The following is a 13,925-nucleotide window of genomic DNA, read 5'->3' on the forward strand; positions in this document are numbered from 1 at the left end:
GAGGGGTGAGTAAAGTTGGCAGGACATCTTGTTCAGTATGGTCGACGCACTCGGCGGAGCTATGCGAGAATTAACGAGGTACTCGAGGTCCCGAACCTGATCGAGATCCAACAAAAATCTTATGATTGGTTTTTGGAGGAAGGATTGCGGGAAATGTTTCAGGACATCTCGCCGATCCAGGATTTCACAGGTAATTTGGTACTAGAGTTCATTGATTACAGCCTGGGTGAACCAAAATATACGGTTGACGACGCTAAAGAGCGGGACGTGACGTATGCGGCTCCTCTGCGTGTAAAGGTGCGGCTCATTAATAAGGAGACCGGTGAGGTCAAAGAGCAGGAAGTGTTCATGGGAGATTTCCCGCTGATGACGGAGACCGGCACTTTTATTATTAACGGTGCGGAACGGGTTATTGTCAGCCAGTTGGTTCGCTCTCCAAGCGTCTATTTCAGCACAAAAGTGGATAAGAACGGCAAAAAAACCTACACCGCCACAGTAATCCCGAACCGCGGAGCCTGGTTGGAACTTGAGACCGACGCTAAGGATATTATGTATGTTCGTATCGATCGGACTCGTAAAATTCCTGTTACCGTACTTTTGCGTGCTCTCGGTTTCGGTAGTGATGCCGAAATTCTGGAATTGCTTGGCAATGATGAATATATTCGCAATACGCTGGATAAAGACAACACGGACTCCACGGAGAAGGCGCTTATTGAAATTTATGAGCGTTTGCGTCCGGGCGAACCGCCGACACTAGACAATGCCAAAAGTTTGCTGGTCGCGCGTTTCTTTGATCCAAAACGCTACGACCTAGCTAACGTGGGCCGTTACAAAATCAATAAAAAGCTACACATTAAGAACCGTCTTTTCAATCAACGTCTTGCTCAGCCTTTGGTTGACGAAGCTACAGGAGAAATCCTAGCAGAGTCCGGTCAAATGGTCGATCGCAGACTGCTTGATGAATTGATTCCATACTTCGAAAAGAATGTTGCCTTTAAGAACTACCGTGTTACTGGTGGAGTTATGGACAGCGAAGATATTCCTCTTCAAACGATTGACGTATTCTCGCCAATTGAAGAAGGTCGGGTTATTAAGCTGATCGCTAACGGCAACATTGACAAGTCAGTTAAGCACATTACTCAAGCTGATATTATATCCTCGATCAGCTACTTTATTAATTTGCTTCACGGAATTGGTAATACCGATGATATTGACCATCTGGGTAACCGTCGTCTGCGTTCTGTCGGTGAACTTCTGCAGAATCAGTTCCGTATCGGTTTGTCCCGTATGGAGCGCGTTGTTCGTGAAAGAATGTCGATTCAGGATGCTAATGCAATTACGCCTCAAGCTCTGATCAATATTCGTCCGGTTATCGCGTCCATTAAAGAGTTCTTCGGTAGCTCCCAGTTGTCTCAGTTTATGGACCAGACGAACCCGCTTGCGGAACTTACGCATAAACGTCGTCTGTCTGCACTCGGACCCGGTGGTTTGACACGTGAACGCGCGGGCTTTGAAGTTCGTGACGTCCATCACAGTCACTACGGCCGGATGTGTCCAATTGAAACGCCGGAAGGTCCGAACATTGGATTGATCAACTCCTTGTCCACCTTTGCACGTATCAACGAATACGGCTTTATTGAAGCTCCGTATCGTTGGGTAGATCCAAAGACAGGTAAGGTAACTGAACAAATCGATTATCTGACTGCTGATGAGGAAGATAACTATGTAGTTGCTCAGGCTAACGTATTGATCGATGAAGATGGCTCCTTTAAGGAAGACATGGTAATCGTTCGTTACAATAAAGACTCTGACAACATTACAACAATGCCAAGTAATCGTGTAGATTACATGGACGTTTCACCTAAACAGGTCGTATCCGTCGCTACGGCGCTCATTCCGTTCCTTGAGAACGATGACTCCAACCGCGCTCTGATGGGATCTAACATGCAGCGTCAAGCCGTTCCACTTCTAATTCCTAAAGCTCCGCTCGTCGGAACAGGGATGGAACATAAATCCGCTAAGGATTCTGGCGTATGTGTTGTTTCTAAATATGACGGTATTATCGAACGCTCTTCAGCTAATGAAATTTGGCTGCGCCGGGTTGAGACTGTCGAAGGCAAAGAAGTTAAAGGCGATATCGTTAAATATAAATTACACAAATTTATGCGTTCTAACCAAGGTACCTGTATTAACCAACGTCCTCTAGCTAAAAGAGGGGATATTGTTAAGAAGGGTGACATCCTGGCGGACGGTCCTTCTACAGAAATGGGCGAACTTGCTCTTGGTCGTAACGTAGTCGTTGCGTTCATGACTTGGGAAGGTTACAACTACGAGGATGCGATCCTGTTAAGTGAAAAACTAGTTAAGGAAGATGTATACACTTCGATTCATATCGAGGAATACGAATCCGAAGCTCGTGACACTAAACTGGGACCTGAAGAAATCACACGTGATATTCCAAACGTGGGCGAAGAAGCTCTGCGCAATCTTGATGAGCGTGGAATTATCCGCATCGGTGCGGAAATCAGTGCTGGTGACATTCTAGTTGGTAAGGTTACTCCAAAGGGTGTAACTGAATTGACTGCAGAAGAGCGTCTCCTACACGCTATCTTTGGTGAGAAGGCTCGTGAAGTACGGGATACCTCTTTACGCGTTCCTCACGGTAGTGATGGTATTATCGTTGACGTTAAAGTATTTACACGTGAGAACGGCGATGAGCTACCTCCTGGCGTAAATCAATTGGTTCGTGTGTACATCGCTCAGAAACGTAAGATTTCTGAAGGTGACAAAATGGCCGGACGTCACGGTAACAAGGGTGTCGTTGCTCGTATCCTGCCAGAAGAAGATATGCCGTTCCTTCCAGACGGTACGCCGGTACAGGTTGTTCTTAACCCTCTAGGCGTTCCTTCTCGTATGAACATCGGACAGGTGCTTGAGGTCCATATTGGTATGGCCGCATTGCGTCTGGGAATTCACATTGCAACGCCGGTATTCGACGGAGCACGTGAGTACGACGTATTTGATACGATGGAAGAAGCTGGTATGCAGCGTAATGGTAAGACTGTATTGTACGATGGTCGGACAGGTGAACGCTTCGAACGCGAAGTTACTGTCGGCGTCATGCATATGATCAAACTGGCGCACATGGTTGATGATAAGATTCACGCCCGTTCAACAGGACCTTACTCACTAGTTACGCAACAGCCACTGGGTGGTAAAGCTCAGTTTGGTGGACAGCGTTTCGGGGAGATGGAAGTGTGGGCGCTTGAAGCTTACGGTGCTGCATATACATTGCAAGAAATTTTGACCGTAAAATCCGATGACGTGGTTGGTCGCGTGAAGACGTACGAATCCATTGTCAAAGGTGAAAATGTACCGGAACCAGGTGTTCCTGAGTCGTTCAAGGTATTGATCAAAGAACTGCAGTCCCTGGGTATGGATGTTAAGATTCTTAGCGGTGACGAGCAGGAAATTGAAATGAGAGAATTGGACGATGAGGACGAGACGTCAGGCGACAAGCTGAGCCTCAATTTAGAAGGCGCAGAAGTCGGAGTAGAATAATCACGTTGGAGCTTTAAAGTTCCATTTTATAAAGGACCGCGCCCTCTTTTGATGTAACAGTCAGAGGAGGGCAAAGCGGTACTAAATCAGGATTAGGTTAAGGAGGGTTGCTCCTTGTTGGACGTTAACAATTTTGAATTTATGAAAATCGGACTCGCTTCTCCGGAGAAGATTCGTTCATGGTCCCGCGGAGAAGTTAAGAAACCGGAAACCATTAACTATCGTACATTGAAACCGGAAAAAGAGGGTCTTTTCTGTGAGCGTATCTTTGGACCGCAAAAAGACTGGGAATGTCATTGCGGTAAATACAAACGTGTCCGTTATAAGGGCGTAGTCTGCGACCGTTGTGGCGTTGAAGTTACTCGTGCTAAAGTTCGTCGTGAACGTATGGGTCACATTGAATTGGCTGCTCCGGTATCTCATATCTGGTACTTTAAAGGTATCCCAAGCCGTATGGGTTTGGCACTAGATATGTCTCCAAGATCACTTGAAGAGATTATCTACTTCGCTTCGTATGTTGTAACTGACCCAGGTGAAACACCACTGGAAAAGAAACAACTTCTATCCGAGAAAGAATATCGTAGCTACCGTGAAAAATACGGTTACGGATTCCAAGCGGGCATGGGTGCTGAAGCTGTTAAGAAGCTTCTTCAAGACATCGACATCGAAAAAGAGCTGGAATTCCTCAAAGAAGAACTGCGTACGGCCCAAGGCCAACGTCGTAACCGGGCGATCAAACGTCTGGAAGTCATTGAAGCATTCCGTAACTCAGGCAACAAACCTGATTGGATGATCATGGATGTTCTTCCGGTTATTCCTCCGGAGCTTCGTCCGATGGTTCAATTGGATGGTGGCCGTTTTGCTACGTCTGATTTGAACGATCTTTATCGTCGTGTTATTAACCGGAACAACCGTCTGAAAAGACTGTTGGATCTTGGTGCACCTGACATTATCGTGCAGAACGAGAAACGGATGCTACAGGAAGCTGTCGATGCTCTCATCGATAACGGCCGTAGAGGACGTCCGGTAACGGGTCCTGGTAACCGTCCATTGAAATCTCTCAGCCACATGCTGAAAGGTAAACAAGGACGTTTCCGTCAGAACTTGCTCGGTAAACGGGTTGACTACTCTGGTCGTTCCGTTATCGTTGTAGGACCGTACCTCAAGATGTATCAGTGCGGACTCCCTAAGAAAATGGCGCTAGAATTGTTCAAGCCTTTTGTCATGAAGGAATTGGTTAATAAGGGCCTAGCCCACAACATAAAGAGCGCAAAACGTAAAGTTGAGCGTGTAAGTCCTGAAGTATGGGATGTACTTGAAGAAGTAATCAGAGAGCACCCAGTACTTCTAAACCGCGCACCAACACTTCACCGTCTCGGTATCCAAGCTTTTGAACCGATTTTGGTGGAAGGTCATGCTATTCGTCTTCACCCACTCGTATGTACGGCTTATAACGCCGACTTTGACGGTGACCAAATGGCGGTGCACGTTCCTCTGTCAGCAGAAGCTCAAGCGGAAGCACGTATTCTCATGCTTGCATCCGGTAATATCTTGAACCCTAAAGACGGAAAACCGGTTGTAACACCTTCCCAGGATATGGTACTTGGTACTTTCTACCTGACCATGGACAACAAGGAAGAAAAAGGATCAGGTATGATTCTGCGTACCGTAAATGAAGCTGTATCAGCTTACCAACGCGGAACTGCAGGTCTTCATGCTCGTGTAGCTATTCCAGTTAAAGCACTGGGTAAGACTTGCTTTACGGAAAAACAACAAGGTGCAATGTTGATTACTACGATCGGTAAGATTATCTTTAATGAAATTTACCCAAGTAGTTTCCCTTATATCAATGAAGCGACTAAGACTAACTTGCTGCATGGCACGCCAGAGAAATACTTTATCTATGAAAAAGGCGCAGATATTCGCGAGCTGATTGAATCCGCTCCTGAAGCCAGCGCTGTAGGTAAAGAATATCTGGGTCTGATTATCGCACGTTGTTTTGAAACTTATCATACAACCAAAACCTCTATGATTTTGGATAAAATTAAACAACTCGGCTTTACTTACTCCACACGTTCCGGTGTTACCGTTGCTGTGTCGGATGTTATCGTGCCTGAGGAGAAAGTTACGATTCTGAAAGAGTCCGAAGCTAAGGTAGATGTGGTTGCTAACCAATATCGCCGTGGTCTGATTACTAATGACGAACGGTACGACCGCGTTATTGAGATCTGGTCGAAGACGAAGGATGATCTTACGAACATCCTGCTTAAATCGATGGACCGTTTCAACTCTATCATGCTCATGGTTGACTCCAAAGCGCGGGGTAACAAATCGCAGATCACTCAGCTGGGTGGTATGCGTGGTCTGATGGCAACACCTTCGGGTCGGATTTTCGAATTGCCAATTAAAGCGAACTTCCGTGAAGGTCTTACGGTCTTGGAGTACTTTATCTCCACTCACGGAGCGCGTAAAGGTCTTGCCGATACCGCACTTCGTACTGCTGACTCCGGTTACTTGACTCGTCGTCTCGTTGACGTAGCTCAGGACGTTATCGTCCGTGAGGAAGATTGTGGAACAGATAAAGGATTTACAGTTAGTCGTATTCAGGATGGTAAAGAGGTTATTGAGGATCTGTATGACCGTATTGAAGGTCGTTACTGCTTCGAGACTGTCCGTCATCCAGAAACAGGCGAAATCATTGTTCACCGCAACGATTTGATTGACTCCGATAAAGCGGAAGCAATCGTAGACGCTGGTGTAACTAAGCTACAAATCCGCTCTGTACTAAGCTGCCGTGCTCGTCATGGTGTTTGTAAGAAATGTTACGGTCGTAACTTGGCAACTGGTAAACACGTTGAGATCGGTGAAGCAGTTGGTATTATCGCTGCACAATCTATCGGTGAACCAGGAACCCAGCTTACAATGCGTACGTTCCATACCGGCGGTGTTGCCGGTGATGACATCACGCAAGGTTTGCCGCGTATTCAAGAGTTGTTTGAAGCCCGTAACCCTAAAGGTCAGGCTACAATCAGTGAGATCGATGGTGTAATCAAGGAAATCCGTGAAACTAAGGATCGTCGTGAAATCGAGGTTCAAGGTGAAGCAGAATCCAAGACTTATTCCATTACTTATGGTTCACGTCTACGTGTCAGCGAAGGCCAAGAGATTGAAGCCGGCGATGAGTTGACAGACGGTTCGATTGACCCTAAAGAAATGCTGCGAATCAAAGGGATCCGTGGGGTACAAAACTACATTCTGCAAGAAGTTCAGCGTGTATATCGTAACCAGGGCGTTGAGATCAATGATAAGCACATTGAAGTTATGATCAAACAAATGCTTCGGAAGATCCGTATCATTGATGCAGGTGACACAAGTCTGTTACCAGGCGCGTTTGCGGATATTCATGAATATGAAGCTGCTAACAAGGAAGCCATCTTGTCAGGTAAAGAGCCTGCAGTTGCTAAACCGGTCTTACTCGGTATTACCAAGGCATCTCTTGAGACAGATTCCTTCTTATCCGCTGCATCTTTCCAAGAAACTACTCGTGTCTTAACAGACGCTGCTATCAAAGGCAAAGTAGATAAGTTGCTTGGACTCAAAGAAAATGTTATTATCGGTAAGTTGATTCCTGCAGGTACTGGTATGAATCGTTACCGTAACGTTAAGCTTAGTGATCCAAATGCAGAAAGCGCGCTTGAATCTTTAGAGCCGGTTCCTGCTGAATAAATTAGCAAACATGGTAGTGAACTCGTGTCATACCTAATCATAGGTGTGACACGAATATCTGCTGTGTATAATATTCATAAAAATTATTGCTGAATTTCTTGACACCATCTATTGATAATGCTAAAATGTCTAAGGTGCGTGAGTAGCCATGTTATCCTTGTTCATTGGAGGTAATGATTATGACTGATGATAGAGGACTACAGGATGCTCAGGTCAAGATCGGTACCAAACAAACCGTCAAGGCGGTAGAGTTGGGCCAAGCTGCAGAAGTCTATGTGGCAGAGGACGGAGATCAAAGGCTTACTTCCAGGATAGTTATGCTTTGTAACAAACAAGGTGTTAAGATCACATACGTGGATACGATGCTGAATTTGGGCAAGGCCTGCGGAATAGAAGTTGGCGCTGCGATGGCAGCCGTCTTAAAACAATAGCTACGGAAATGTTTTTGTACTGGGGTGAACTCCAGCAGCAAGAACTTTTCATTTGTCTTTTTATGAACCGCCTGGGTCTGTGGGCTTAGAGTTCTTAAATCGGCTATCATTTCAGGAAGGGGGTGGCAACAACATGCCAACAATTAACCAATTGGTTCGTAAAGGTCGTCAAGCCAAAATCGAAAAATCTAAATCTCCCGCTCTTCAAAAAGGGTATAACGCCCTCAAGCGTGAGGCTACAAATTTGAGCGCTCCGCAAAAACGCGGTGTGTGCACTCGTGTTGGTACTATGACTCCACGTAAACCAAACTCAGCGCTTCGTAAATATGCCCGTGTTCGTTTGACGAACCGTCTCGAGGTAACAGCTTATATCCCGGGTATCGGACATAACTTACAAGAGCACAGTGTTGTATTACTTCGCGGAGGTAAAGTAAAGGACCTTGCAGGGGTTCGTTACCATATCGTTCGTGGTGCATTGGATACAGCAGGTGTAGCTAACCGGATGCAAGCTCGTTCTAAATACGGTGCTAAACGTCCTAAAGCTAAGAAATAAGAAAAAATTCTAGAATAATAAACATTTAAGAAAGGGGGATATCCATGCCACGCAAAGGTCCAGTTACTAAGAGAGACGTATTGCCAGATCCGTTGTATAATAGCAAGTTGGTTACTCGTTTGATTAACCGCATTATGCTGGGTGGTAAAAGAGGTGTCGCTCAAAGCATTCTGTACAATTCATTCAAGTTGATTGAAGAACGTACGGGTAAAGATCCGATGGAAGTTTTCGAAGCTGCCATCAAGAATATCATGCCGGTTTTGGAAGTCAAAGCTCGTCGTGTCGGTGGTGCTAACTATCAAGTACCTATCGAGGTTAAACCAGAGAGACGTACTGCTCTGGGATTACGTTGGCTCGTAAACTACTCTCGCAACCGCGGTGAGAAGACGATGGAAGAGCGTTTGGCGGCTGAGATCATCGACGCTTCCAACAACACAGGCGCTTCTGTTAAGAAACGCGAAGATACACACAAAATGGCTGAAGCAAACAAAGCGTTCGCTCACTACCGTTGGTAGGATTAAAGTCATTCAAATAACTTATATTTTGAAGGGAGATCCATTTCATGGCTAGAGAGTTCTCCTTAAAAAATACACGTAATATCGGGATCATGGCGCATATTGATGCTGGTAAAACAACTACCACAGAGCGGATTCTTTTCTATACAGGCCGTACGCACAAAATCGGTGAAGTTCACGAGGGTGCTGCTACAATGGACTGGATGGAGCAAGAACAAGAGCGCGGAATCACGATTACGTCCGCTGCTACGACTGCTGCGTGGAAAGGTCACCGCATCAATATCATTGATACCCCAGGACACGTTGACTTCACTGTTGAAGTTGAACGTTCCCTGCGTGTATTGGATGGGGCAGTAGGTGTATTTAGTGCAAAAGAGGGCGTTGAGCCTCAGTCTGAAACCGTATGGAGACAGGCTGACCGTTATAACGTTCCACGTATTGCATATGTGAACAAAATGGACATTATCGGTGCGGATTTCCTTAACGTAATCGAAACTATGCGTGATCGCCTTCAAGCCAATGCAGTTGCTATTCAATTGCCAATTGGTGCAGAAAGTGATTTCACTGGTATTATCGACCTTGTTGAGCAAAAAGCACACATGTTCAGAGATGATCTAGGCCAAAACATCGAAGTAACGGATATTCCGGAAGAATATTTGGCCAAAGTTGAGGAGCTGCGTCTCGAGTTGATCGAGAAAGTTGCTGAACTTGATGAAGATCTGACTATGAAGTACCTGGAAGGCGAAGAAATTACAGTTCCGGAAATTAAAGCTGCACTGCGCAAAGGCGTAGTTGAAGTTAAATTGTTCCCTGTAATTGTTGGATCCTCCTACCGTAACAAAGGTATTCAGCTTATGTTGGATGCTGTTGTTGATTACTTGCCATCTCCTCTTGACGTTCCAGCTATCACTGGACATCTTGATGATGGAACTGAAGCAGTTCGTCATTCTTCGGATGAAGAACCGTTTGCAGCTTTGGCATTTAAAATCATGACTGACCCTTATGTAGGTAAACTTACGTTCTTCCGTGTATACTCTGGTGTTCTAGAGTCCGGATCTTACGTAGTTAATGCTACTAAGAACAAGCGTGAACGTATTGGTCGTATCCTTCAAATGCATGCTAACAGCCGTCAAGAGATTTCCATCGTGTATTCTGGTGACATCGCTGCAGCAGTTGGTTTGAAAGATACCAGTACAGGTGATACACTGTGTGATGAGAAGCATCCAGTAATTCTGGAATCAATGAACTTCCCTGATCCAGTTATCGAAATCGCTGTTGAACCAAAAACAAAAGCTGACCAAGATAAATTGGGCGTTGCTCTCGGTAAGTTGACTGAAGAGGATCCAACTCTTCGTGCTCATACTGATGAAGAAACAGGCCAAACTATCCTGGCTGGTATGGGTGAACTTCACTTGGACATCATCATCGACCGTATGCGTCGTGAGTTCAAAGTAGAAACCAATGTGGGTAAACCACAGGTTGCTTACCGCGAAACGTTCAAGGCACCTGCTCGCGTCGAAGGTAAATTTGTACGCCAATCTGGTGGTCGTGGTCAATACGGTCACGTATGGGTTGAATTTGAACCCCTCGAGCCAGGTACTGGTAGCAAATTCGAAAGTAAAGTTGTCGGTGGCTCGGTTCCTAGAGAGTACATCGCTCCTGCACTTGCGGGTATCGAAGAACAAATGAAAAACGGCGTACTTGCAGGCTTCCCGCTTGTAGACGTTAAAGCTACCATCGTTGATGGTTCTTACCATGATGTCGATTCCAACGAAATGGCATTTAAAATTGCCGGTTCGATGGCGCTTAAAGCAGCTAAAGACAAGTGTAAACCTGTCCTGCTTGAGCCAATCATGAAAGTAGAAGTAACTGTTCCTGAGGAATATATGGGTGATGTTATGGGTATGCTGAACTCCCGCCGTGGCCGTATCGAAGGTATGGATTCCCGTGGTGGAGCGCAAATTATCCGTGCTAAGGTGCCTCTTTCCGAAATGTTCGGATACTCTACAACTCTTCGTTCTGGTACTCAAGGACGTGGCGTATTCTCAATGGAGCTTTCTCACTATGAAGAAGTTCCTAAGTCCATTGCGGAAGAGATCGCTGCTAAGAACAAAGGCGGAGAATAATTACTAGTTTTAACTTGCCGTCCGAGTATAATTACTCAGTCATCTAAGATAAACATATATGCGGGCGGCTCAAATATAAGGAACCCCACATTAAGGAGGAACTGTTCAAATGGCAAAGGCAAAGTTTGAACGTAACAAACCGCACGTTAACATCGGTACTATTGGTCACGTCGACCATGGTAAAACGACTCTGACTGCTGCAATCACTACTGTATTGTCCAAAACTTACGGTGGCGCAGCTATCGCATTCGATCAAATCGACAAAGCTCCTGAAGAGCGCGAACGTGGTATCACAATCTCCACTTCCCACGTTGAATATGAAACTCCTAACCGTCACTACGCTCACGTAGACTGCCCTGGTCACGCCGACTATGTTAAAAACATGATCACAGGCGCAGCGCAAATGGACGGAGCTATCCTGGTTGTATCCGCAGCTGATGGCCCTATGCCACAAACTCGCGAGCACATCCTGTTGTCCCGTCAAGTAGGTGTTCCATACATCGTTGTTTTCTTGAACAAATGCGACATGGTTGAAGACGAAGAGTTGTTGGAATTGGTTGAAATGGAAGTTCGTGACTTGCTGAGCGAGTATGACTTCCCAGGCGACGACACTCCAATCATTCGTGGTTCTGCTCGTGAAGCTCTTCAAAACCCAGAAGGCGAATATGCTAAGAAGATTGTTGAAATGTTCGAAACAATCGACGAGTACATTCCACTTCCAGAGCGTCAAACTGACAAACCATTCTTGATGCCTGTCGAAGATGTATTCTCCATCACTGGCCGCGGTACTGTGGCAACTGGTCGCGTAGAACGTGGAACAGTTAAAGTCGGAGAAGAAATCGAAATCGTTGGTATTCACGAAGAAACTAAGAAATCCGTAGTTACGGGCGTAGAAATGTTCCGTAAATTGTTGGATTCCGCTCAAGCGGGCGACAACATCGGAGCTTTGCTTCGTGGTGTAGACCGTACTATGATCGAGCGTGGTCAAGTATTGGCTAAACCGAACTCTGTTAAACCACACACTGAGTTCACTGCTCAAATCTACGTTTTGACTAAAGAAGAAGGCGGACGTCACAAACCATTCTTCACTGGTTACCGTCCACAGTTCTACTTCCGTACAACTGACGTAACTGGCATCATCAACTTGCCAGAAGGTACTGAAATGGTTATGCCTGGTGATAACATCACTGTAACTGTTGCTTTGATCTCCCCTATCGCTATTGAAGAAGGTACTAAATTCTCCATTCGCGAAGGTGGACGTACAGTTGGAGCAGGTAGCGTAGCTTCCATCCAAAAATAAATTCGTTTCTATCTGCGGGTAGACTCTGAATCATAGTGCCCCGGATTCTTCTTGCGGAGAATCCGGGGCTTTTTGTTGTTTTATAGGATAAACCTTCTTAAATTCGACAATATACGATAAAATAATCGATTAATTCTACAAAATTCAACAAAATTCTACGATAAATTGTTTACAATTTTAATAATCATAGAGTAAAATGAAAGGAAGATGATATTGTAAAAAAATAGTAATTAAGGGGAGAGTGATAACATGGGAAAATGTCCTTTTTCATTCATGCATGCTATAACATCACGTAATCATAATGAGGATTCTCACACCCCTAATTTGATAGAAAATAAACACCAGACTAAGCGTACTGAAGATTTTTTTCATACTCTTGAGGGTTATGACGAACTCAATGAGCAAATGAGAATGATTGATCTATCTGAATCAGATTTGAACTTATTACGTAGGGTAAAGCCTAGCGTTGAAAAGAATATAGACTATATAATTGATCAATTTTATAATTCGGTATTAGGTGTGGATAAACTCGAAGCCATTATATTGGAGCATAGTAGTATCGAGAGGTTGAAAACAACACTCCGCGAGCATATCATTGAAATTTTTGATGGCAAAGTTGATGAAGAATACATAGCAAAGCGAATGAAGATTGCTAATATTCATAAAAGAGTAGGACTTGAGCCTAAATGGTACTTATCTGCTTTTCAAAATCTTCAGAACGTTTTTATAAAAGTTATCTATAATGAGACACATGATGACAATACACGTCTACATGTAGTTAAGACCGTAACTAAGCTGCTTAACCTTGAACAACAACTTGTCCTAGAGGAATACGAGAAGGAGAACGTCAAAGAGAAGGAACTGCAATACCTTTTGGTTAAAAATGAATTAAAGCAGAAAATTGCTGAATTCAGCAGCGAATTAATAGATTTTAGTATCGACACAAATGCCGCTGTGAAGCAGCTAGTAGCCAGTAGCAATGAAGTGAGTAGAACATTCCAACGTACAGTTACATCTGCTGTAGGGTCGCAGGGGTTGGCTACAGATGGACATGAGCATTTGGATAGCTTAACAGGACAGATTAATCTTATTTATCAAAGTACTAGTGAAATGGAACATTCAGTCCACGAATTAAGCAATTCCTCTAAACAAATTCAAAAAATCGTAAACTCAGTTAAAGATATTGCAGATCAAACTAAAATTCTTTCACTTAATGCAACGATAGAAGCCGCTAGAGCCGGAGTGCATGGTAGAGGATTTAGTGTAGTTGCTCAAGAAGTTAGTCGGTTGGCAGAGGATACGAAGAATACTGTAATTCAGATCATAGAGCTGACTTATAAATCGGGAAGTCTCACACAACAGGTCGTTGAGGAGATACGTAAGGTACAAGAGCTAACCAAAAGTGGGAAACATCAATCGATTGAGACTAGTCTTTTGTTTTCCGAAATTGTAGAGGCGATGAGGAGTAGCACACAAGAGATTGTTATAGTAGAAGAAGAAATAAGAACATTGATTCAGACAATAGAGGGAATTGGGTCAGCAACAGCACAGACTGCGGAGTCAGCAGAGATTTTTAAGTCTGCCACTGATAATCTTTAACCTATATAATAGTAATAAAGCACGGATGAAAAAAATATGCATTGTTTTGTTATTTTAGCTTGCAATACTGCTGCCTATTATATATAATAATAAATGTTGTTCTGAGACGTTGCG

8 protein-coding genes are annotated in these 13,925 nt (G+C 44.5%); all 8 read left to right on the top strand.

The features are described 5' to 3' along the window. The first annotated feature begins 15 nt into the window (after positions 1 to 15). Positions 16 to 3,561: a DNA-directed RNA polymerase subunit beta gene (rpoB, locus tag ACWNM1_RS15905; protein ID WP_042131231.1), complete on the top strand. Its 3,546-nt coding sequence runs from the start codon at positions 16 to 18 to the stop codon at positions 3,559 to 3,561. Between the two features lie 114 nt (positions 3,562 to 3,675). Beyond that, positions 3,676 to 7,287, top strand: coding sequence for a DNA-directed RNA polymerase subunit beta' (gene rpoC, locus ACWNM1_RS15910; RefSeq protein WP_042192182.1), 3,612 nt, complete (start codon positions 3,676 to 3,678; stop codon positions 7,285 to 7,287). 179 nt (positions 7,288 to 7,466) lie between these two features. Continuing rightward, complete coding sequence (locus tag ACWNM1_RS15915) at positions 7,467 to 7,718, top strand: ribosomal L7Ae/L30e/S12e/Gadd45 family protein (protein WP_042131229.1); 252 nt, start codon at positions 7,467 to 7,469, stop codon at positions 7,716 to 7,718. Between the two features lie 133 nt (positions 7,719 to 7,851). Next, entirely contained in the window at positions 7,852 to 8,271 is a 420-nt protein-coding gene (gene rpsL, locus ACWNM1_RS15920) for a 30S ribosomal protein S12 (protein ID WP_036680518.1), read from the top strand. Positions 8,272 to 8,315: 44 nt separating this feature from the next. Continuing rightward, positions 8,316 to 8,786, top strand: a complete 471-nt coding sequence (gene rpsG / locus ACWNM1_RS15925; RefSeq protein ID WP_036680520.1) for a 30S ribosomal protein S7 — start codon at positions 8,316 to 8,318, stop codon at positions 8,784 to 8,786. Positions 8,787 to 8,833: 47 nt separating this feature from the next. Next, positions 8,834 to 10,912 carry an elongation factor G gene (gene fusA, locus ACWNM1_RS15930; RefSeq protein ID WP_283909224.1) on the top strand — a complete coding sequence of 693 codons (2,079 nt, stop codon included), beginning with the start codon at positions 8,834 to 8,836 and terminating at the stop codon, positions 10,910 to 10,912. Positions 10,913 to 11,021: 109 nt separating this feature from the next. Then, complete coding sequence (gene tuf / locus ACWNM1_RS15935) at positions 11,022 to 12,212, top strand: elongation factor Tu (protein WP_042192178.1); 1,191 nt, start codon at positions 11,022 to 11,024, stop codon at positions 12,210 to 12,212. Positions 12,213 to 12,485: 273 nt separating this feature from the next. Then, positions 12,486 to 13,811, top strand: coding sequence for a protoglobin domain-containing protein (locus ACWNM1_RS15940; RefSeq protein ID WP_449601720.1), 1,326 nt, complete (start codon positions 12,486 to 12,488; stop codon positions 13,809 to 13,811). Positions 13,812 to 13,925 lie beyond the last annotated feature (114 nt).

It is taken from the genome of Paenibacillus sp. Marseille-Q9583 (assembly GCF_976954365.1).